The following is a 23,471-nucleotide window of genomic DNA, read 5'->3' as shown; positions in this document are numbered from 1 at the left end:
TTTCTATTTGATTATTAATTTTTTAGAGGTTATTTTATTTTCTGATTTTATTTTGATGAGATAAATTCCTGATGACAATTTTGATGTATTTATTGTCATTTTAGATTGATTGTTTCCATTCTTTAAAAGAACTCTTTTACCCAACATATTATAAACTTGAACACCATTTATAGGTTTATTTTTTAGCATTTTTACACTTACTGTTGCTTTAGCAGGATTTGGAAAAAGAGAAAACTCTTCTCTAATTGCAAATTCTTTAACACTTGCAACTGCTGGTGTTCTAAATTTATTTTGAATTGTATTGGTAATAATTGCTGGGTTTTGATCGAAATATATATAAGCTATATTATCTACAATAGTGTTTTCTGGAATTGTTTCTTTGGCTTTTATTTTGTATTTTAAATAGCCTTGGCTTCCTTCCGGATTAGACAAACTATCTGGTAAAAAAATGTTTTCGAAAAAGAATTTTTTAATACTTTTTGCCTCACTACCTACTTCCGACACTTTAATATCATGACTGCTGTCTAAAATCTTAAAAGAATTTCTATCAAAATCATTATGAATAGTATCTAATACATAAACATCTTTAGCAGAAAAGTTTCCATTATTTTGAAAACGGACTGTATACGTAAGCCACTTTTTATCTATATCTACTTCATTTAATTTATCTGGAACTCCTGGAGTTACTAATTTATCATTTGGGTCATAAGAACTAAAAACTGGTGTGTAATAAGGTCCGTCTGAATATATTTCTTTAGGATCTCTATAAATATCATCTTCATCTTCATAAATATCTTCTGGTTCTTCATAAGGCGAAAAATCTTCATCTCTACCAGATTTTGAGTCTTCACTTTCTGGAGTAGTATCTATCCAATTATCTGTATCATTATTATTTCTTCCACTTGTTGCTGCTTCCCAATTAGAAGAAGAAACGTCTGTAGGACCATATTGAATAATATCTCTTATTGCTGTAGGATCAAAAACAGTAGTTTTTATTTCTAAAACAATTGCTTCAAATGGATCTATAGTACCTATTTCAATTTCTAAAGTTTTAGTTTTATCTATATCCGTTTCTGTAAAAGTTGGGTTATTGTCTGTAGAAAGAGTATAATTATTACTACCTAAATTTACTTTCCAATTCTGACTTCTACTTGGGTCGATATTAATTTTATCTATAATATGTGTATTCTGGTTATTTTTTAAGCGGTGAATAGTAATTGATTCTATAGCATTATTGTTATAATTTGTAGCACTACTATTTAAATTGATAAATTTATATCTAACTTTTACATCATTAAACGTTTTAGCGTTTGATAAGTTTCCAATAGCAGATACAAATTTATTCTCAAAACCATCTCTTATAAAACCCCAAGCACCTTCTTTTGCAGATCCTTTAACATACAAGCTTTTAATTTCTTCATTTTTCAAAGGAATATTATTATTACTATAATCTGAATCTAAATTTACTACATCTACTTTGTAAACTCTGTCTGAAGCATAAGAAAAACCATCTGTAGATGTTATAGCTATTTCATAAGTTTGGTTTGCTATATGTATTGGGAATGAGTAATTTCCTTGAGTATCTGTATAAACAATAAAAGAAGAACTAGCGTTTTTAATGTTTAATGATTGATTAACTATTACCTGATCTGTAGCCTCTTCAAAAGTTCCGTTATCATTTACATCTACAAAAATTTTTCCAGAAACTTTACCTCTTAAATTACTTGCTGTTGCTGCATTTACAATTCCTGCAGCATCATTTACCTCTTTAAACTTTAATAATTTAGGTAATGCAGAGTTAAGGCTTGCGAACCATTTATTTCCTTCATTGTCAATAGTTATTTTATTAAAATTTGTAAAAAGCGGTCCTTCAGCTATTCCTCCTTGAATTAATGCGTTAGAATCGAACTCCTTAGTCGTAGGTGTCGCATTTTGCACATCAGAAATTTTTAGAAACCCAAAAGAATTTAATACATATAAATTATTATTTGCATCTAATTTGGCATCTTTAATAATGTTTAAAGTGGGATAATCTGCCTTTAAAAACTTGTGAGTTTCTACTCCGTTTTTTAAATAAACAACTCCATTTCGGCCTATTAACCACAACTCATTAGTACCTGTACCAAAAAGAAGTTGTTGAATATGTGAAATTTCTGAATGAGTACTATTCGTTAAATCTGTTAAGGTTAAAACTCCTTTAGTATCTGTAATTGGGTCGTACCAAATAATACCTTCTGATGGTGAAATTGCCCACACTCTTTCATCTGGTGATTCTGTTAAAAAATCTAAATTCCCTGTACCAAAATCGAAATTAGAATTATTTGCATTGTAGCTAACATTGGTATCTAAATTTGTAAGTCTTTTTCCATTTTTATCATAATACCATTTATTAAAACCCTCTACTGCAAATTCATCTTCAGAATTAAAAGAGTAATCTTCTAATAAATTACTAAACACAGGGTAATTTAGTACTGAAAAAGTGTTTGTATTACTTACATTGTACCCAGTAATATATCTTCCATAAATATTACCTTTTTCATCTATTTGTCCCTTTTCTTCAAAACCAACTACATTTGTAACACCTCTTCCTAGTGGATAATTTTCAATAACGTTATTCTTTAATTTAGAAACTACAACAATATCTTTAGTTGAGGTATTATTAGTATAGGTATTGAATACTATTCCGCCAGTTTTATCTTGTTTTATATAGCCTATTTTTCTTTCATTACCTGAAGGAATATTGTTTTTTTGAGCACTAAAGTGTTGCCAATTGTTATTTTGATAGACAACAGTTCCGTTTCCTGCCATTGTTATATATAATTTTTCTCCATAAGAAGCCAAATCATTAATTCCATATCGATCACCGAAACCACTACCATAACCGTAAAAGTGTTCTACAAATCCTTGCTCTTGAAAAAAAGCTTCATTATGGTGTTTCCATATTGGAGCATTATTATTATCAAAAGTAAGTGTATAGACCCCATATAAATTTTCTGCAATAGCATATTTTAAACTAAGCCAAATTTGGTTACCTATTGCTTCTACTCTACCAAACTGAAGTGTTTCATTACCTACAGTATGTTCAAAATTTTCAAAAGTATTATTTGCAATATCCCATTTAGATACACCTCCTTTAGAAGCAATTCTATAAGTAATCCATAAATTTCCATCGACATCAAAATCTAAATCTAATAATAAATTTGATGGTAAACCATCTGCTTCTGTAATTTTAGTTGCAGTTTCTGTTGCTGGGTCAAAAACCACAACACCCTCATTTTCAACGGCCAAGTAAATTTTATTATCTGCACTTATATCTATTCCTTTTATAATTCTACTAGAACCAATTCCTAAAACTTGATTATTGTAAACCTTATAAATGCCATTATGGTATTTCATTAAATTACTACCTCCTAGTGAAACAGCCCAAATACTATTTTTAAAATTACCAGTATTTTCATTTTTTTTAAATTGTTCAAAAGCATAGTTTTGGTTATTAATTTGGGTAATTGTATTGTCTGTTAGGCTATATTTTTGCGTTCCTTTACTTGCTCCATGAAAAATAATATTACCATTTCCATCATCTATAGCCCCATAAAAAAATGCTGACACATTATCTTGACCAAAGATTAAAAAAGAAATATTACGCCATTTTTTTTGAGTTTTATTGTATATAGAAATTCCTTTTTGAGTAGCAAATACAACATAATCTTCATTGTTATATGCAAATTCATGAGAAGAAATAACGTTACCATGTGTAAGCCCAAAACTTTCTGTTGTTACCCTATCTGGTCCATCACACCAAAAATATTCATCTGTAGTAGGCTCTGCCTCATTGTTTGCGCAAGCATTAATGTGATACGTTAGTTTTACTCCTGGATAAAAAACTTCCCAAGTTTGGGTGTTTTCTATTTGAGCTTTTAAAAAAAAGCTGCAAAAAAATAGTAGTGAAAAAAGTAATTTTGTTTTCATAGTAATTAATTTTATTTTTATTCAGTGACTTTTTCGATTGTTTGTTATTCTAAAAATTAAAAACCCATTGACTTATATTCAGTTGTGTTAATGGTTATATTTTTATTGCTGTTATACTTTACAGCTTTCATATTTGCAGTTTCATTACCAGATTTCCAACTTAATTCTAAAACAAAACCATCAATTACACCACCTTCATGCATGCCTAGCATTGTAATATTTGTTCCTTTCATTGGAAAATTTTTAGTTGCCCAAACCGTAAAGGAGTTTCCATCTTTTTCATATTTGTACTCAAAACAAGTATATCCTATAATAGATTTTGAAGCTCCTGTTTTCTTTAAATCGTCTGGATTATTAGGCACTTTATCAGAAAAATCTGATTGTGAATATTTTTCTTGAGGAACAGTTTTTTTCATTTTCATACCAGCAGCACTAATAAACATAGTTATGCTTTTGGGAGTAATTACATTATATACATTAGCGTTTTCTCCCATTTCTTTGGACGAAATAGACATTGCGTAAATGTCTGAATAGTTCCCTAACAAGAACTCCATATTTGCACTGTTACCTCCGTTTGAAGTCATTTGCATTTCCAAACTCGAGGTAAAAGAAAAAGTATCGGGAATTGTAATTGAAGAATTATCAGAATTTTTAAACAAATCTTTTACATTTTCATTATTTGCTGATGAATTTTGTTTGTTTTTTCTAGTTTCTCTTTTGTAATCCGTTTTTCTAACATCATTAATTTTGGTAACATTTAGACTTACATAAGAAGCGTTAATTGGCTTTTTATTTTCCCCAAAACCCCAAGTTCCTTTTAATGAAAAAACTACTTTTGTACTATCTGCATGATGAATAATAATTTGCCCTTTTTCTGGATTTAGGAATCCGTTTTTATTAAAAGCCAAGGCAAAACCTTTTGGATACGCATCCACAGGTTTTATTAATTTATCTTCATTATACGTTTTTACAGAACTAGATAAATTATCTTTTGTAAATGTTCCATAAACAGAAACTGTTATATCTTCCGTTTGATATTCGTAACCATCATTCATTAACATTAAAACAGATGAACCTCCTACAAATTTTGGTAATTCAGCAGATAGTTTTGTTTGTTCCTTCTTTTTACCATCTATAGTTTCATTTATTGTCTTATCTGTTTTTTTATCTAAATTATCTATTACTTTATCTTCGATTTTAGATATTTTTTCTTCTGCTTTCTTCTTTAATTTTTTCCAAAATTGAGCATTTACAGAAGTGCTGGTTCCTAATAATAAAATACTTAAAACAAGTAATTTAATAAGTTTCATAGATTTTCTTTTTGGGTTAATACAGTATGTTTCAACAAATATTCAATAATTAAATCCCTAAAAAAGTTAATATTGTATAACTGGCTTAAAATATTGTGTAGTTGGCTTTTAACTCTAATTGATTATAAAAACACCATATATCAATAAAAATGAGCTAAATACATCTATAAGCAAACAGTCTACACAAGAATTTTAACTTGTAAGAAAATAAGTTTTAACTTTGATAAAATTGATTTATATGATTAAGGCTGTAATAATTGACGATGAACCAAAAGCAATACAAGGTTTAACCTGGGAACTTTCTAATTTTGAAAATGAAATAGAAGTAATTGCAACTTTTACAGAACCAGAGAAAGCAATTCCGTATTTAAACGATTCTCAAATAGATTGCCTTTTTTTAGACATAGAAATGCCAACAATGGATGGTTTTCAGTTTCTAGAAAAATTAGATAAAAAAGATTTTGCGGTTGTAATTACTACTGCTTATAATGAATATGCTATTACAGCACTAAAAAAGGAAGCCATTGATTACCTTTTAAAACCAATAGATTCAGACGATTTAGCAGAAACACTTTCTAAAATAAAAAAATACCTTTCTAAAGGTTTTAACGCAGATAAATTTGAAGACATTTTATTAAAATTCAATAATAAGTTAAACCACAAAAAAATTACCATTAATACTGACGGGAAATTAGTTTTTTTAGAACCAAAAGATATTTTTTATGTGGCTTCAGATGGTAATTATTCTACATTATTTTTATCTGAAAACAAAAAAATTGTGGTCACAAAAAAGTTAAAAGAAATTGATGAATTACTACCTAAAGATCATTTTTTTAGAATTCATAATTCTTATATCATCAACCTTAATAAAATAAAAGAATTTTTAAAAACAGATGGTTATGTAGTTTTAGAAAACAATGCCAAAATACCTGTCTCTAGACAAAGAAAATCTGCTTTCCTTAAAAAAATATAACTTTTCTTATGAAAAAAAAACACTTTCATCTTTTAATAATATTTGTATTTTCTTTCAATTTGTTTTCTCAAAAAAAAACAATAAATTTTGAGAAGCGTATAGATAGTATTCTAAAAATTACTCCAAGTACTTATAAAGAAATAGATAAAATTTTAAAACCTTTTCAAAGAGATTCTTTTAAGGTAAAAGCAATTATCAAAAAATTTATTACTGCAGATTATAAAGATGGCTTGGCCTATGAATATATTAAACTAGGTAATATTTATAGAAAGTACTCTAACTATGACAAAGCTGTAGAAACGCATAAAAAAGCATTAAACATTGCAGACAATAAAGAGTTTAAAATTTTTAGCTTAAACATGCTGGGCGTAGATTTTCGTCGAAAAAATATTTACACTTCTGCTATTGACTTCAATAAAAAAGCATTAGAAATTGCTGAAAAAATAGAGAAACCTAATTCTGGAATTTTAAGAAGTATGGAAGTTTCTCATAACAGTATTGGTAACATTTATATTCTTTTAGAACAATACAATTTAGCTGAAAACAGCTTTAAAAAAGCGATAGAAATTGCTGAAAAATCTGGAAATAAATGGTCACTTTCTATTAATAATGAAAACATTGCCAAAGTAAAAGAAGCCCAAGATAGTATTAATGCTGCAATTTTTTATACACAAAAAGCGCTAGCAATAGACCAAAGTATTAACAACCATTATGGACGAATGATTTGTTATAATAGACTTGGTAAATTGCATATTAAAAAAGGCGAATACTCAAAAGCTAAAGCATTTTTAAACGATGCAGTTCCTATTGCTAAAAGTGTTAAAAATAAATATTACATCGCTTTAATAAACAATAATTTAGGTTGGGCAAACACCAAAATAAAAAACTATTCAAAAGCAAAAGAGCATTTTACAATTAGTCTAAAAATTGCTGAAGAAAAGAATTATAAAACTGCTTTAACAGAAATTTACACAAACTTTTCTGAATACAATGAACTTACAGGAAATTATGCTGAAGCATTAAAATACCAAAAAAAACACACAGCAATTTCAAATGAATTACTCAATGATAAAACAAGTAAATATGTAAATGATTTGATTGCTAAATACGATAGCGAGCGTAAAACAAATCAGATTAAAAACCTTGCAAAACAAAATGAAATTTCTCAATTACAATTAGTAAAAAATAGAAATATTTGGATTATCGTTTTTGTTACACTACTTCTTCTTTTAGTTGTTTCTTACTTTTTGTACAGACAACGTTTGTTTGATAATGAGAAAAGAATTTTAACACTAGAACAAGATGTTTTGCGTACTCAAATGAATCCGCATTTTATTTTTAACGCGCTAAATTCAATCAAACATTATATTATAAATAACGAGCAAAAAAATGCAGTTCATTATTTGAATAAATTTTCTAAATTAATCAGAAAAATTTTAGAATCTTCCGCGTTAAAAGAAGTGTCTTTGCAAGAAGAATTAGAGACGGTAGATTTATATATGAATATAGAAAATATTCGTTTTTCAAACGGAATAAACTATCATATCCATGTTGATGAAACATTAGATTTATCTGAAATAAAAGTGCCTCCTTTAGTATTACAACCTTTTTTAGAAAATGCTTTATGGCATGGATTATCGTCTAAAAAAGGTGATAAAAAAATTATATTATCCGTACAAAAACTTTCTAATGATTTTATTCAAATTGAAATCGAAGACAATGGAATTGGTAGAAAAGCATCCGCAAAAATAAAATCTAATAAAGTAATTAATAAAAAATCGATTGGAATAGAATTAACAATTGAACGTCTTAATAATTTTATAAAAGACTTTAAAAATCCTTTTAGTATTAATTTTAATGATTTATTAGATACTAATGAAAATTCATTGGGAACTAAAGTTATTTTAAAAATTCCAACCCAATAATTATGGAACTCTTTTTTAAAGTTTTTCCAACATTTCTACAAGGAATATTATTTATTTTAATAATATACCATTGTAGCGTGCACCTCTTTACTAAAGACAAAAGTTTCTCAATTTATGCAGGTTATTTACTATTGGTATTTATTTATTTAATTCCCAAAACCCCCAATGAATTTTCTAACGCGATTGCTTTAAAATTCAACTCTTTTTTTCAGGCTTCAAATTGGGTAATTCAAGTTTTCTATTGGGTTTTGTATACTTGGTTTTCGATTCACTTTCTAAATATTGAACAGAAAAACAAGAAACTTGCTAAAAATATCTACACATATATATATGTTTCATTTATAATCAGTTTGGTATTTTTCTTAATAGATTTATTACTTCTTAATGGAGCATATTTTGTAACGTATTTCATATTCATTTACATGCCAATATCATTATTTGTAACCAGTTTTTTCTTAAAAATAATATACAATTTTAAAGATAAAATAAATAGTTTTTTTGTTATTGGATTCTTATTTTTCTTGGGCTTTTCTTTAGTTTCACTTTATTTTAGTTCAACAAAAATATATGTATTTGGCTACATAAGACCCATAGATTTTTTTATGATTGGTATTTGTTTAGAAGTAATAGTTATCTCTATTGGTTTGGGTTATAAGTATCATATTTATCGCCAAGAAAGAGATAATTATAACGAATTACTAATCAAGGAATTTCAAAAAAATGACAAATTAAAAGATCAATTAAATGAAAAACTTTCAGAAAAAGTTGAACATTACAAAATTTCTGAAGTTGAGGCTTTGTACCAAAAACAGATTAACGAGTTAAAATTAACAAGTTTATTAAGTCAGATGAATCCGCATTTTATATTTAATGCGTTAAACTCAATTAAACTCTACATTATAAACAACGAGTCTAAGCTTGCCGCTAGATATTTAAATAAATTTTCTAAATTAATTAGACGAATTTTAGAAGCATCTACTACCAAAGAAGTTTCCTTACAAGAAGAATTAGAAACGATGGATTTGTATATGACAATAGAAAATATTCGATTTTCTAATGAAATAGACTTTCAAATTAAAGTTGATGAAAGTGTGAGTTTAGAAACCATAAAAGTACCACCTTTATTGCTGCAGCCTTTTTTAGAGAATTCAATTTGGCATGGTTTATCTTCAAAAAAAACAAATAAAAAAATTACACTTTCTATTGCTGAAAACAATAAAAAACACCTTTCTATAATTATTGCAGACAATGGGATTGGTAGAAAAGCTTCCGCTAAAATAAAAGCAGAAAAATCTATTAATAGAAAATCTATAGGTATTAACTTAACTAAAGAAAGGTTGACTAATTTTGTAAAAAATCTAAAAAAGAATTATTCAATAACTTATGAAGATTTGTTAGATGATAACAAAACTGCAATAGGCACAAAAGTTATTCTTAAAATCCCTTTATTTTAAGTGTTTCTCTGCAACTTTTTCTAATTCATCATACCAATTTTGCCCAAATTTTCTAACTAAAGCTTGTTTTACAAATTTGTAAACTGGTACTTGTAATTCTTTTCCTAAAGAACATGCATCATCGCAAATTTCCCATTTATGATAATTTACAGCAGCAAATTCACTATAATCTTTAACTCTTATTGGGTATAAATGACAAGAAACTGGCTTTTTCCATTCTATTTCTCCAGAATTATATGCTTCTTCAATTCCGCAAAGTGCTGTTTTTTTCTCATCGAAAATAACATACGCGCAATCTTTGCCTCCTATTAAAGGCGTTTCTAATTCGCCCCATTCACTAGTAACCCAAGTTCCTTCTTTTTCGATAACATCAATTCCTTCTTGACGTAAAAAGGGTTTTACTTTCGGGTAAATTTCTTCTAAAATTTTGATTTCTTCTTTATCTAATGGTGCACCAGCTTCGCCATCTACACAGCAAGCTCCTCCACAAGCAGATAAATTACACACAAAATCTTTTTCTATAATATCTTCCGATACAATGGTTTTTCCTAATTGAAACATACGCAAAAATAGTATTATTTTTTTCTACAGAATTACACTTTCCTCATTTTAGTTGATTAATTTTGCAAAAAAAATAATTACCCATTATGGATTTTAATTTTAAAGAAATTTTTACAGCTTTTATGGTATTGTTTGCAGTAATAGATATTGTTGGTAATATTCCTATTATTATTGATTTACGTAAAAAAGCAGGTCATATTCAATCTGAAAAAGCCTCTTTAATTGCTGGTATTATTATGATTATCTTCTTATTTTTAGGACAAAGTTTATTAAGTCTTATTGGTATAGATGTAAATTCTTTTGCAGTTGCGGGTTCATTTATTTTATTTTTTATTGCTCTAGAGATGATTTTAGGTATTACATTATATAAAGATAATGATGGTGATTTTAATGCCATTACAGCTTCTGTTTTTCCACTTGCTTTTCCATTAATTGCAGGTCCAGGAAGTTTAACAACCTTACTTTCTTTGCGTGCAGAATTTCATATAGAAAATATAATTGCAGCTGTTTTATTAAACGTAATACTTATTTATATTGTTTTAAAAACATCTTCCAAAATAGAACGTATTATTGGCCCTAACGGAATACAAATTATTAGAAAAGTATTTGGTGTAATCTTATTGGCAATTGCAGTAAAGTTATTTGCCCAAAACATAAAAGCTTTATTTATTTAAAATGGTTTTCGATGCATTAATTATTGGTGGAGGTGTTTCTGGAATGCAATGTGCTTTAGTTTTAGGTTCTGCTAAAAACAAAGCTTTTGCTGCTAACAAAAACATTGGTATTGTTATGCATCAAAGAAATTCTCATTTACAAAACGCATTGTTTAACAATGTTTTAGGCTTATTGCCAAAAACATTAGGTGAAAATGTTTTAGCTGAAGGAAAAAAACAATTATCTACCTTATATCCAGAGATTAACCAAATAGAAAACGAGAAAGTTTCTTTAATTGAAGATTATAAAGGTGAATATAAAATAACTACCAATAAAAACATCTATTTCTCTAAAGTTGTTGTTTTAGCTTTAAATTATTCTAAACCTTTTAGTATCGAAGGCTTATCTGAATTTATTGAACCTCACCAAAAAGCAAATCCTGAAAAAGATAGAATTCAGCTTAAAAATAGAGATCATCTCATTAAAAACAATTTATATTGTTGTGGAACCATTGCTGGTTTTCGAAGTCAGTTTGCTATTGCTGCCGGAAGTGGTGCTTCTGTTGCTACAGATATTTTAACTCTTTGGAATAATAATGTACCTACAAAAGTGCATGACAAAATATGATTTAAGTCATATTTTAAAATCTAATTACTATCTACCTTTATAGTGAGTATTTATAGTGAGTAATCTATATCATATACCACTCTTATATTTCTCCACGACTATTATTAAATAGCCTGTTTATATTTTATAAAAACTTAAAAGGTTTTAAGATGGAAGTTAAAAAAAATCCCAAGAAACAGTTGGAAAATTTTAGTAAAATTTTCTTTCAAATAGGTTTAGTTCTTACTTTGTTTATTATCTACACACTCATAGAACATAAAACCTATGAAAAAAATGATTTGAAAACTTTAGGTACCACCAATATGGTGGACGAAATGCAAGAAGATATTCCCATCATAGAAATGAAAGATATAAAGCCACCTCCAAAAAGTGCTCCAACTTTAGTAGAAAAAATTAAAGTTGTAGAAGATGAAATGAAAGTAGAAGAAACTATTATAGAATCTACAGAAACAGATGAAGGAGACGCAATTATAATAAATACAGAAGATATTGTTGAGGTTGAAGAAGTTGAAGAAGTTATTGAAGATATTCCTTTTATTTTAATTGAAAACGTACCCGTTTATCCTGGATGTAAAGGGAATAACAAAGAACTTAAAGACTGTTTTACAAAAAAAATAACAGAATATTTTGGATCTAAATTTGATGTGAATTTAGCTACAGAAATTGGTTTAACTGAAGGTAAAAAAAGAATATTTGTTGTTTTTAGAATTGATAAAAAAGGTAAAGTAACAGATGTTAAAGCAAGAGCTCCTCATAGAAGATTAGAAACAGAAGTAGTATCTATTATTAGCTCTTTACCTAAAATGATTCCAGGAAAACAAAGAGGAAGAGCTGTAGGTGTTAGTTATAGTATCCCAATAACTTTTGAAGTTAGATAATAAAAAAATCCAGCATTAAGCTGGATTTTTTTTATAAGATAAAACAAAAATAAATTACTCTACAGTAACAGATTTTGCTAAATTTCTTGGTTGATCTACATTTTTACCTAACATTACTGCAATATGATATGACAATAATTGGAAAGGAATTGTAGTTAACAATGGTGTTAAAGCTTCTTCCGTTTCTGGAATTTCAATTACGTGATCTGCAATCTCTTTAACCTGTGTATCTCCTTCAGTAACAATAGCAATAATTTTACCTGCTCTAGATTTTATTTCTTGTATGTTACTAACTACTTTTTCGTAATGACCTTTATTTGTTGCAATTACAAAAATTGGCATATTTTCGTCAATTAATGCAATTGGTCCATGTTTCATTTCTGCAGCAGGGTATCCTTCTGCATGAATATATGAAATTTCTTTTAACTTTAAAGCTCCTTCTAAAGCTACAGGAAAGTTAAAACCTCTTCCTAAATACAAACAGTTTTTAGCGTCTTTATAAACAGCTGCAATTTCTTTAACTTTTTCATCAATTTTTAAAAGAGCTTCTACTTTTGCAGGAATTAATTGCATTTTTTGTAGATAAGTTCTTAAATCAGATTTAGAAAGCTCTCCTTTTTTAGAAGATAATTTTAAAGCTATTAAAGTTAAAACAGTTATTTGAGTTGTAAATGCTTTTGTTGAAGCAACACCAATTTCTGGACCTGCATGTGTATAAGCACCAGCATCAGTTTCTCTTGCAATTGAAGAACCAACAACATTACAAATTCCAAAAACAAAAGCACCTTTAGATTTTGCTAATTTAATTGCGGCTAAAGTATCTGCAGTTTCTCCAGACTGAGAAATAGCAATAACAACATCTTTAGATGTAATAATTGGATTTCTATATCTAAATTCTGATGCATATTCTACTTCTACAGGAATTCTAGCAAATTCTTCAATAAGATATTCTCCCACTAAACCAGCATGCCAAGAAGTACCACAAGCAACAATTATAATTCTTTCTGCATTTAAGAATTTATTCATGTGGTTGTCAATACCTGCCATTCTTATAATTCCCTCGTCAGCAAGCATTCTACCTCTATAAGTATCTATAATAGCTTTAGGTTGCTCATGAATTTCTTTCAACATAAAATGGTCATAACCACCTTTTTCTATTTGCTCTAAACTCATTTTTAGTTTCTGCACATTAGCATCAACTAAAGAGTCATCATTTATTTTACGAACTTTTATACCCTTACCTAGCTTTATGATAGCCATTTCTTCATCTTCTAGATAAATAGCGTCTTTGGTATACTCAATAAAAGGAGAAGCATCAGAAGCTACAAAAAACTCTGAATTATCTTTACCAATACCAATTGCAATTGGGCTTCCTAAACGTGCAACAACAACTTCATTGGGTTTAGTTTTATCAAAAACAGCTATTGCGTAAGCTCCAATAACATTATTTAACGCTAATTGAACTGCTTGTCCTAACTTACAACCTTCTTGTTTTTTTACTTCTTCTATTAAGTTTATAAGAACTTCTGTATCTGTATCACTTTTAAAGGTGTATCCTCTAGAAATTAACTCCTTTCTTAAAGAATCGTAATTTTCTATAATTCCATTATGTACAATAACTAAATTTCCTGATTGAGAAAAATGTGGATGAGAATTTACATCATTTGGCACTCCATGAGTAGCCCAACGTGTGTGTCCCATACCAATATTTCCATTTTTTCTTTCTACTTCTTTATCAGTAATTAATTCTAAATCAGAAACTTTTCCTTTAGTTTTAGATAAGTGTATTTTGTCTCCATCATACATCATTATTCCAGCACTGTCGTAACCACGATATTCTAATCTTTTTAGACCGTTAATTACTATTGGATATGCTTCTCTAAAACCTATGTAACCAGTTATTCCACACATAACAATTATTTTTTTTTTAGTTGATTAATTTTTTCTTTCAGAATATATAATTCTTAATTGCGCTTTTCTCGTATCTTTAATTTCACCATTACTAGGTAAATGATTTGTTAATGTTACCGCTCTTGGATTCCAATTATAATTTGTAACAACAGTATCTAAAGCTTGATTTTTTATAGGATTATCTGTTGTATTGTATACTTTTAAAACCAAGTTAGAATTTTTTACTGAAGTAGGTCTTAAAATATCAGAAATATAGTCTGTAATTTTAAAACTATAACGATCATTAGCTACAAAATTAGAATTTTCATCATATTCTTTTTGTAATGAACCAGAAAACACATCTAAACCTTCCGAATAAGAATCTTTAATTGGTGCTGAATAATTTGTTTCTTCTTTGTATAAATATAAACGTAATGGAATTGCTGTTGTATCTTTATCTTTATCTATATAAAAAGTTAAAGTGGCATCATTAATTAACCAATCTTTTGCTTTTAAATCTTGTAATTGAGTTCCTTGTAAAATTTTTACGTCTGCAATTTTTCCAGCAGCGCCTTGTATAACAACTTGGTTAGCACTAGCAGGATTAGGTTCTGGCGACATTTTATAAATTCTACTTTGAACTCCAGATATTGGAAAAGAAGCCATTTTTCTAATGGTATCCAAAACTTCTCCAGTAGATGTTTTTACAACAGTATTAGTGTAATTAAGCTCTAATGTAGGTATTAAAGTTCCTGTAAAACTAAAAGGAAGAAGAGAGTTTTCATCTCCAGAAGCTTCTATAATTAAACCTCTAAAGTAGTTATTTAAATCATCTTGTGAAGAAAATTCATCATCTTCAAACTTGTCATAAAGTAAAGACTTCATTAAAGCTTTATCTAATGGAACTACTAAAAACGGATTTGAATTCACCAGCTTTAAAGTATCTTTAAATGTGTTTCCACTTTTTAAAGTTCTATCATATACGTAAATAGTATCATTAGGATTTGGTATAAATGTAAAATTTGCATCTTCATTTAATAATTCTCCTTTTTCAAAAACATAATCTGTATTATAAGAATTTCCTTGTGATGGATTTTGAGGATCTAAAGAGTGTAAAAAAGTATTATTTCTATAAATTTTTAAAGAAACACCTACAGTTGTGCTACCAATTAGAGAATCTAAATCAAAAACCGGTGTACCGTCATCAGGATTATCTTCTTTTTTTGTTGCAATGTATGGCAACTTAATAAAAGCATTATCCATAATAGAAGTTACAGTTGTTGTATCTGTTAAACCGTCTGTAACATCTATTGCTAAAGAATTAGAAATTTGAGAAACCAAAGAAGCTTCAATTTTTTCATAATCTCCTTTTTTGTCTTGGTAAACACCTAATAAATATTCTCCTACTGAACCAATTGCTAGATTATCTCCTCTTATAGCATCTATATCTCTTTGAGTTATAGTTACTTCTAAAATAGTATCTTTAGTTTTAAATTTAGAATTATCAATAATACTTGTACCAATGTCTGTAAAGTCTTTTTCACAAGAAATAACTCCTGAAAAAACCAATAATAAAGCACTTAAGTAAGCGCTCTTTCTAATAATATTTCTCACTTTAAAATAATTAATTAACCGTTAATAAATCGGTGTAAAAATTTAAATAATTTTCTTTTAAATTCTCTAATTGATATTCCAAAACAGGCATATCTTGTGCATCTATAAAAGATGTTAAATCATCAGAGATTGACTCACTGCCATGAATAATTGCATCAGAATTTTCAATGGCACTTTTTAATATATTAGTAAAGTTTGGTGTTTTAATTGTTGCTACTTTCTCTTCGTTACCTAAATCAAATTTAACTTTATCTGCTAAACCTTCATTTAAATTACCTTCAAAAGGGTTGTTGTAAAGCGAAGTTACTATTTTACTTTCTGTAAATAATGGTTCTTCATTATAAAATTCTCTTAAATAAAGAGGCAATAAAGAAGCCATCCATCCATGAACATGTATAATATCTGGCGCCCAATTCAATTTTTTTACAGTTTCAATAACTCCTTTTGCAAAGAAAATTGCACGTTCATCGTTGTCTGGAAACAATTGGTCATCTTCATCCGTAAAAACAGCTTTTCTTTTAAAATACTCTTCGTTATCTATAAAATAAACTTGCATTCTCTCTTTTGGTATAGAAGCCACTTTTATAATTAATGGCATATCTACATCGTTTACAACCAAGTTCATACCAGAAAGACGAATAACTTCATGTAATTGATGTCTTCGTTCATTAATAACACCAAATCTTGGCATAAAAATTCTAGTCTGTACTCCTTTAGAATGTGCGTTTTTTGCAGCATTAAAAGCTGTTGATGATAATTCTGTTTCGGGTAAATAAGGAACCACTTCAGACGAAACAAATAATATTCTCTTGTCCTTCATTAAATCAATCTCTTTTATAAGAAGCGCAAAAGTACAAATTATTATGCTAATATCGTGTTAAATTGGTAAGTTTGCAGACTTTACTTAACTTTTAAGGATGAAAATATTTACAACAAAACAAGATTTAAAAAGCTGTTTGTCAGAATTTAAAACAAAAAATAAAGCAATTGGTTTTGTTCCAACAATGGGTGCATTACATGAGGGACATTTGTCTTTAATTAAAAAAGCAAAAGAAAAAAACGATATTGTTGTGGTAAGTATTTTTGTTAATCCTACACAGTTTGATAATGTTGAGGACCTTAAAAAATACCCAAAAACAATAGAAAATGACATAAAATTATTAGAATCTGTTTCTTGTGATGTATTATTTTCTCCTTCTGTTGAAGAAATTTATTCAGAAAATATAGCTTCAGAAAAATTCGACTTCGATGGTTTAGAGCATCAAATGGAAGGAAAATTTAGAGACGGTCATTTTGATGGTGTTGGTACAATTGTAAAAACTTTATTTGAAATTGTGGAGCCTAACAAAGCGTATTTCGGGCAAAAAGATTTTCAGCAGTTACAAATCATCAAAAAAATGGTGAAAAAAAATCGACTTCCAGTTAAAATTAAAGGTTGCCCAATTTTTAGAGAAAAAGATGGCTTGGCAATGAGCTCAAGAAATGTTCGCTTATCTAATGAACAAAGAGAAATTGCACCGTTTATTTTTAAAACACTTAAAGAAGTTCGAAAAAAATTTGGCATTACAAATATTTCTGAAATTAATAAATGGGTAGAGAATCAGTTTAAAAAACAACCTTTATTAGAATTAGAATACTTTACAATTGCTGAAGAAAAAACATTAGAAACAGCAGAAACTAAAGAATCTAATAAAAAATACAGAGCTTTTCTTGCAGTATTTGCAGGAAAAATAAGATTGATTGATAACATTCGTTTAAGAAATTAATAACTAAAAAAATAGTATTTTTGCCAAATGTTAGTACAAGTTGTAAAATCAAAAATCCATCGTGTAAAAGTTACAGGTGCAGATTTAAATTATATAGGAAGCATAACCATAGATGAAGATTTAATGGATGCTGCAGGAATTATTGAAGGTGAACGCGTTCAAATTGTGAATAACAATAATGGAAATCGTTTAGAAACTTACGCAATTCCTGGTCCAAGAGGCAGTGGAGAAATCACTTTAAATGGTGCAGCTTCACGTTTAGTTGCTGTTGGTGATGTTTTAATCTTAATCGTTTATGCTTTTATGGAATTAGAAGAAGCAAAAGTTTTTAAACCTCAATTGGTTTTTCCTAACGAAAAAGACAATACACTTACCTAATTTTGGACATCAAAAAAATTTTAAAAATCATACTACCTCTCGCTTTGGGAGGTTTTTTAGTTTGGTATTCTTTGTCAGCAATTTCTTTAGAAACTTTAGGGAAATATTTTAAAGAGGCCAACTATAGTTGGATTTTCCTTGGCTTATTCTTCGGGATTTTAAGCCATTTATCACGAGCATACAGATGGAAATTTATGTTAGAACCTTTAGGTTTTAAACCAAGATTTACCAATAGTGTTTTAGCAGTTTTGGTTGGTTATTTGGTAAATTTGGCCTTGCCAAGAGCTGGAGAAATTTCTAGAGCAACTGTAATGGCAAACTACGAGAAAATACCGTTTGAAAAAGGTTTTGGAACCATTGTAGCAGAAAGAATAGCAGATTTAATAATGATGCTTTCCATTGTTGCAATTACACTTTTTGTACAATTCGATTTTATTTATGAGCTTTTAACAAAAAACTTCGATCCATCTAAAATAATTATTGGTTTAACAATTTTAGTAATTGGTTTTTTCATTTTTAGATTTTACGTAAAAAAAGCTACTTCAGGTTTTTTACTAAAAATTAAAACCTTTGTTTCTGGTTTAATTGAAGGCGTTACAAGCATCTTCAAAATGAAAAATAAATGGGCATTTATCTTTCATACCATTTTTATTTGGGCAATGTATGTTGCTATGTTTTGGGCAACAATTCCTGCAATTGAAGGTTTAGAAGTTCCAATTGGTGGCATTTTAATCGGTTTTATTGCTGGCGGATTTTCTATCGCTGCAACAAATGGTGGCATTGGTTTATACCCAGTTGCTGTTGCTGGGGCTTTGGCTTTATTCGGTATTGCAACAGAACCTGCAACCGCTTTTGGTTGGATTATGTGGACAGCACAAACAGCCATGATTGTAATTTTTGGAGGATTGGCATTTCTAATTCTTCCAATTTATAATAGAAAACAAACTTTAACTTCAGAAAAATAATATTTCAGTTGCTACTTAAAGTTTTAGAGAATTCCTTATTATGAATGACAAAGTTGGAAAGAAGGAAAAAATAAGTCAGAACATAAAAAGACAAGCAAGAATTTCTCGATATGTAATTTACAGAGAAACACAAATTGACTTTAGAGAGCAATTTTGGTCTTTTATTGGTGCATTTTTCGGAATAGGAATCATTGCTTTTATTCAGTCTTTTTACCTAACAAAATTCGAAAATATCTTTTTAATCGGTTCTTTTGGAGCCGCAAGTGTTTTAATCTTTGGCGCAATACAAAGTCCGTTAGCACAACCCAGAAATTTTATTGGTGGGCAATTAATTTCGGCATTTATAGGCGTTACAATTCTAAAATTTATGCCAGATATTCTTTGGCTAAACGCTCCACTTGCAGTTGCCACGTCAATTATTGCTATGCAAATTACCAAAACCTTACATCCTCCAGGAGGCGCAACTGCCTTAATTGCAATAATCGGAACAGAGAAAATTAAAGCATTGGGGTATTTCTACGTTATTTCACCAGTTTTATCAGGAAGTTTAATTCTGTTTTTTACTGCGCTCGTTTTCAATAATATGACCAAACACAGGCAGTATCCAACCAACAGCAGATTAACCAGAATATTTAAAACCCGAAACTTTAAAGATTAATATTTTATTTTGGGCGTTCCCTAAAGGTCGCGCTTTCATTACTCGCTTTTTTGTAAAAACAAAAAAGAGCTCAAACATGCCATTCAATCGCTAACGCAACTATTTGCCAGCTTTTAGATATCTTATTTTTTTATCCATTTTTTAAAAGTTATAAGCTCAAAAAACTTTGTAACTTTGTTACTCTAAAACTTTGAAACTCTTTAACAATGGCCAAAACCAAAACAACTTTTTTCTGTCAAAATTGTGGCACACAACACGCAAAATGGGTTGGACAATGTGGCGCCTGTAAAGAATGGAACACCATTGTTGAAGAAATTATTCAAAAAGAAGAAAAACGAGTTTGGAAACAATCTACAACCGCAAAACAAACCATAAACAAACCTTTAAAAATTGCTGATATTCAGCTAAATCCAGAAGAAAGAGTTGTCACCAACAACAACGAATTAGACACAGTTTTAGGAGGTGGTTTGGTAAAAGGTTCTGTAACACTTTTGGGTGGAGAACCAGGAATTGGAAAATCGACTTTATTATTGCAAGTTGCTTTAAATATCAGCCAGAAAGTATTGTATGTTTCTGGAGAGGAAAGTCAATCTCAAATAAAAATGAGAGCCGAAAGATTAGATGCAAAAAATTCTAATTGTTTAATTCTTACAGAAACGAATACACAGCAAATCTTCAAAAATATTGAGGAAACAGAACCCGAAGTTTTAGTAATCGATTCTATACAAACTTTACACACCAATAATATTGAAGCTTCTCCAGGAAGTATTTCTCAAATAAGAGAAACTTCTGCAGAGTTGATAAAATTTGCCAAAGAAACTGCCACTCCAGTTTTATTAATTGGTCATATAAACAAAGAAGGAAATATTGCTGGACCCAAAATTTTAGAACACATGGTAGATGTTGTTTTACAGTTCGAAGGCGATAGAAACCATACGTATAGAATTTTAAGAAGTCAGAAAAACAGATTTGGGTCAACTTCCGAATTAGGAATTTACGAGATGCTTTCTACTGGTTTAAGAGAAATTTCAAATCCGTCTGAAATTTTAATTTCTAAAAAAGACGCAGATTTAAGTGGAACAGCAATAGCAAGTACTTTAGAAGGAATTAGACCTTTAATGATAGAAATACAAGCTTTGGTTTCTACTGCTGTTTATGGAACGCCACAACGTTCTACAACAGGTTATAATTTAAAACGTTTACACATGATTTTGGCTGTTTTAGAAAAAAGAGCTGGTTTTAAATTAGGCGCAAAAGATGTGTTTTTAAATATTACAGGAGGTATAAATGTAGACGATCCTGCAATTGATTTAGCAGTTGTTGCTGCAATATTATCATCTAACCAAGATATTGCTATTAACCCAAATGTGTGTTTTGCAGCAGAAGTTGGTTTGGCTGGAGAAATTAGACCGGTTTCTAAAATAGACCAACGTATTTTAGAAGCAGAGAAATTGGGTTACAAAACCTTTGTTGCATCAAAATATAATAAGATATCTTCTAAAAACCATGGAATAAAACTAATTTTAGTAGGCAAAATTGAGGAAGCTTTTGCTACTTTATTTGCTTAACGAAAAAACACCTTTTCATTAAAATGAAAAGGCGTTTTACAATTAATCAAATTTACTAAATTTTAAATTCCTAATGCTTGTCCACCACCAACTTGGATAGTTTCTGCTGTTAGAAAAGCTGAATCTTTACCAGCTAAGAAAGAAACAACACCAGCAACATCTTCTGGATTCCCTAATCTTCCTAACATAATATTATTTGCCCAAGAAGCAAAAACTTCTGGTTTAGTTGCTTTAATTTGAGCATGAAAAGGAGTGTCAATAGTTCCTGGAGAAACTGCGTTTACTCTAATACCATATTCTGCTAAATCTTTTGCTAAAGCTCTTGTAATTGCATGAACTCCTGCTTTAGATGTTCCGTAGATACCAGCTCCTGGACCACCTGCATTCCATCCCGCATTAGATGTATAGTTTATTATTGAAGCATAATCACTTTTCTTTAAGAAAGGAATAGCTGCTCTTGAAGCATAAAAAGTAGAATCTAGATTTAAAGCCATAACGAACTTATAAAATTCAGTTGTCATTTCTTCAAAACGAGATCTTCCACCTAAACCACCTGCATTATTAACAAGTACATCTATTTTACCATATTTCTCACCAATTGTATTAATATTAGAAGTAACAGCATTTTCATCTGTAACATCAAAACCATAATACTCTGCAGAAATACCTGCAGCAGTTAATTCTTTTATTCTTTCAGCTCCAGCTTCATCATCAATTCCGTTAAGAACAACAGTAAAACCGTCATTTCCTAATCTTCTAGCTACTTCAAAACCTATTCCTCCAGTAGCTCCTGTTATTACTGCTACTCTACCATCTGATTTACTCATATTTATTTATTTATTTAATTCTTTTTATTAATTTTTAACTATTCTTATTTTCTTAATGATTTCAATTGTTCAATTTTAGGAATTAAAACCCACACACTTGCCATTACTATAAAGGCTAAAGCAGCCCCAATTATAAAAGCAGGAGTATAATTACCTCCAGTGGTTAACATTGGCACTAAAGCCACTAAACCAGCTCCTGTTAATTTTGCAGCAGTTCCTGCAAATCCAGAAAGTGTTCCTACAGTTTTCTTACCATATAAATCACTTGGTAATGTTTGTACATTTCCTATTGCAGTTTGAAAACCGAATAATACTGCAGCCATTATTAAAACAGCAGCAAATGGAGTTCCAGGGTCTGATAATGCTAATAATGCAGGAAGCATAATTATACAACCAAGAGTTATGACAAACTTACGAGTTTTATTAACGTTCCAACCAGCTTTTATTCTATTTTGAGCTAATAAACCACCAAAAAAAGCACCAAACATTGCACCTACATAAGGTACCCATCCATAAATACCAATCGCTTTTACATCCATTCCATAAACTTCAGAAAGATAAATTGGAATCCAAAAAACAAACAACCACCATATTGGATCTATAGCAGCTGAAGCAATAATTACACCCCAACTTTGTTTACGTGATAGTAATTCTCCCACTTCAGGATTATATTCTTCAGTTTCTTCAAGAGATGCTACTTCATTTTCTTTTTGACCTCCTAAAATATATTTTTTCTCATCTTCTGTTAACCAAGGATGACTCTTTGGTGGAGCTTTAACTAATATTAACCAAGGTACTAGCCATAGTAAACCAACTAGACCAATGATTATAAAAATCATTTGCCAACTAAAATAAATTGTTAAACTTGCTATAATTGGTATTGCAACTATACCACCTATTGCTGCTCCAGAATTAAAAATACCTTGTGCAAAGGCTCTTTCTTTTACTGGAAACCATTCTGCATTTCCTTTTGCAGCCCCAGGCCAGTTTCCTGCTTCAGACACACCTAAAAGTGATCTAAAAATAGAAAAACTAACAACACCTTTTGCTAAAGCATGTAATGCTGTAGAAAGTGACCAAAAACCAATTGATAAGACAAAACCTATTCTTGTTCCAACTTTGTCAAATATTTTACCAAAAATGGATTGACCAAATGCATATGAAAACATAAATATTACTGAAATTAAAGCGTATATTTCTTTTCTTTCAGTCATTGATTTATCAGGATATAAATCTTCTGAAATACTTGGCCATAATACAACTAAAGCTTGTCTATCTATGTAATTAATAACTGTAGCTAATGCGATTAAAGCAATTACCCACCATCTTAAACCTTTTATTTTCATATTATTTATGCTGTATTAGTTGATATTTGAAACTGGTAAACCAATTTGGTTTACCAAATATATGTTTTTTTAATAGATTATCCAACCGCTTTTAATTAAAAAGTGCGA

The 23,471-nt window shown here is 29.2% G+C and carries 19 protein-coding genes and 1 pseudogene; 12 read left to right on the top strand and 8 right to left on the bottom strand.

Annotation, left to right across the window (positions count from 1 at the left end; all coding sequences use genetic code 11):
• Positions 1-3 precede the first annotated feature (3 nt).
• Together H9W90_RS14250 and H9W90_RS14245 are read right to left on the bottom strand one after the other, a co-directional pair.
• On the bottom strand, positions 4-3,969 hold the full coding sequence (locus H9W90_RS14250; RefSeq protein ID WP_187482242.1) for a T9SS type A sorting domain-containing protein: 3,966 nt from the start codon (positions 3,967-3,969) through the stop codon (positions 4-6).
• Positions 3,970-4,025: 56 nt separating this feature from the next.
• On the bottom strand, positions 4,026-5,279 hold the full coding sequence (locus H9W90_RS14245) for a DUF4412 domain-containing protein (protein WP_187482241.1): 1,254 nt from the start codon (positions 5,277-5,279) through the stop codon (positions 4,026-4,028).
• 238 nt (positions 5,280-5,517) lie between these two features.
• Here H9W90_RS14245 and H9W90_RS14240 point away from each other — a divergent pair, with 238 nt between their 5' ends.
• From H9W90_RS14240 to H9W90_RS14230, 4 genes and pseudogenes are all read left to right on the top strand, one after another.
• A complete protein-coding gene (locus H9W90_RS14240) occupies positions 5,518-6,252 on the top strand; it encodes a LytR/AlgR family response regulator transcription factor (RefSeq protein ID WP_187482240.1) in 735 nt (244 codons plus the stop codon).
• Between the two features lie 8 nt (positions 6,253-6,260).
• Positions 6,261-8,177, top strand: coding sequence for a tetratricopeptide repeat-containing sensor histidine kinase (locus tag H9W90_RS14235; RefSeq protein WP_187482239.1), 1,917 nt, complete (start codon positions 6,261-6,263; stop codon positions 8,175-8,177).
• Positions 8,178-8,179: 2 nt separating this feature from the next.
• Positions 8,180-8,773: pseudogene (locus H9W90_RS15535) on the top strand (7TM diverse intracellular signaling domain-containing protein); the annotation flags it as partial.
• A 6-nt stretch (positions 8,774-8,779) separates the two neighbouring features.
• On the top strand, positions 8,780-9,631 hold the full coding sequence (locus H9W90_RS14230) for a sensor histidine kinase (RefSeq protein ID WP_187484005.1): 852 nt from the start codon (positions 8,780-8,782) through the stop codon (positions 9,629-9,631).
• Here the strand turns inward: H9W90_RS14230 and H9W90_RS14225 are convergent.
• On the bottom strand, positions 9,623-10,192 hold the full coding sequence (locus tag H9W90_RS14225) for a DUF3109 family protein (RefSeq protein WP_187482238.1): 570 nt from the start codon (positions 10,190-10,192) through the stop codon (positions 9,623-9,625). The genes H9W90_RS14230 and H9W90_RS14225 overlap by 9 nt on opposite strands.
• An 86-nt stretch (positions 10,193-10,278) precedes the next feature.
• On the opposite strand from H9W90_RS14225, the gene H9W90_RS14220 reads away from it, so the two are divergent.
• The 3 genes from H9W90_RS14220 to H9W90_RS14210 all read left to right on the top strand — a co-directional run bounded on the left by H9W90_RS14220 (position 10,279) and on the right by H9W90_RS14210 (position 12,351).
• Positions 10,279-10,866: a MarC family protein gene (locus tag H9W90_RS14220; RefSeq protein ID WP_187482237.1), complete on the top strand. Its 588-nt coding sequence runs from the start codon at positions 10,279-10,281 to the stop codon at positions 10,864-10,866.
• Position 10,867: 1 nt separating this feature from the next.
• On the top strand, positions 10,868-11,473 hold the full coding sequence (locus tag H9W90_RS14215; protein ID WP_187482236.1) for an NAD(P)/FAD-dependent oxidoreductase: 606 nt from the start codon (positions 10,868-10,870) through the stop codon (positions 11,471-11,473).
• A gap of 149 nt (positions 11,474-11,622) precedes the next feature.
• Positions 11,623-12,351 carry an energy transducer TonB gene (locus tag H9W90_RS14210; protein WP_187482235.1) on the top strand — a complete coding sequence of 243 codons (729 nt, stop codon included), beginning with the start codon at positions 11,623-11,625 and terminating at the stop codon, positions 12,349-12,351.
• 54 nt (positions 12,352-12,405) lie between these two features.
• Here H9W90_RS14210 and glmS read toward each other — a convergent pair whose 3' ends face one another.
• The 3 genes from glmS to H9W90_RS14195 are packed head-to-tail and all read right to left on the bottom strand — an operon-like array spanning position 12,406 to position 16,675.
• Positions 12,406-14,262 carry a glutamine--fructose-6-phosphate transaminase (isomerizing) gene (gene glmS, locus H9W90_RS14205; protein ID WP_187482234.1) on the bottom strand — a complete coding sequence of 619 codons (1,857 nt, stop codon included), beginning with the start codon at positions 14,260-14,262 and terminating at the stop codon, positions 12,406-12,408.
• A 24-nt stretch (positions 14,263-14,286) separates the two neighbouring features.
• Positions 14,287-15,855, bottom strand: coding sequence for a DUF4270 family protein (locus H9W90_RS14200; protein ID WP_187482233.1), 1,569 nt, complete (start codon positions 15,853-15,855; stop codon positions 14,287-14,289).
• Between the two features lie 10 nt (positions 15,856-15,865).
• Positions 15,866-16,675 (bottom strand): glycogen/starch synthase, encoded by an 810-nt coding sequence (locus H9W90_RS14195; protein WP_187482232.1) that lies wholly within the window; start codon positions 16,673-16,675, stop codon positions 15,866-15,868.
• Between the two features lie 97 nt (positions 16,676-16,772).
• Here H9W90_RS14195 and panC point away from each other — a divergent pair, with 97 nt between their 5' ends.
• From panC to radA, 5 genes are all read left to right on the top strand, one after another.
• Positions 16,773-17,621, top strand: a complete 849-nt coding sequence (gene panC / locus H9W90_RS14190) for a pantoate--beta-alanine ligase (protein ID WP_187482231.1) — start codon at positions 16,773-16,775, stop codon at positions 17,619-17,621.
• Between the two features lie 27 nt (positions 17,622-17,648).
• Positions 17,649-17,999 carry an aspartate 1-decarboxylase gene (panD, locus tag H9W90_RS14185; protein ID WP_088352642.1) on the top strand — a complete coding sequence of 117 codons (351 nt, stop codon included), beginning with the start codon at positions 17,649-17,651 and terminating at the stop codon, positions 17,997-17,999.
• Between the two features lie 2 nt (positions 18,000-18,001).
• A complete protein-coding gene (locus tag H9W90_RS14180) occupies positions 18,002-18,964 on the top strand; it encodes a lysylphosphatidylglycerol synthase transmembrane domain-containing protein (protein ID WP_187482230.1) in 963 nt (320 codons plus the stop codon).
• A 40-nt stretch (positions 18,965-19,004) separates the two neighbouring features.
• Positions 19,005-19,622 (top strand): HPP family protein, encoded by a 618-nt coding sequence (locus H9W90_RS14175; protein ID WP_187482229.1) that lies wholly within the window; start codon positions 19,005-19,007, stop codon positions 19,620-19,622.
• A gap of 206 nt (positions 19,623-19,828) precedes the next feature.
• Positions 19,829-21,190: a DNA repair protein RadA gene (gene radA / locus H9W90_RS14170; protein WP_187482228.1), complete on the top strand. Its 1,362-nt coding sequence runs from the start codon at positions 19,829-19,831 to the stop codon at positions 21,188-21,190.
• Positions 21,191-21,252: 62 nt separating this feature from the next.
• Here the strand turns inward: radA and H9W90_RS14165 are convergent, their stop codons facing one another.
• Positions 21,253-22,017 (bottom strand): SDR family NAD(P)-dependent oxidoreductase, encoded by a 765-nt coding sequence (locus H9W90_RS14165; protein WP_187482227.1) that lies wholly within the window; start codon positions 22,015-22,017, stop codon positions 21,253-21,255.
• 44 nt (positions 22,018-22,061) lie between these two features.
• Positions 22,062-23,363 (bottom strand): MFS transporter, encoded by a 1,302-nt coding sequence (locus tag H9W90_RS14160; RefSeq protein WP_187482226.1) that lies wholly within the window; start codon positions 23,361-23,363, stop codon positions 22,062-22,064.
• Positions 23,364-23,471 lie beyond the last annotated feature (108 nt).

It is taken from the genome of Polaribacter pectinis, assembly GCF_014352875.1.
In the GTDB taxonomy this organism is placed as follows: Bacteria; Bacteroidota; Bacteroidia; order Flavobacteriales; family Flavobacteriaceae; genus Polaribacter; species Polaribacter pectinis.
This window is presented reverse-complemented; position numbering and strand designations above follow the sequence as displayed.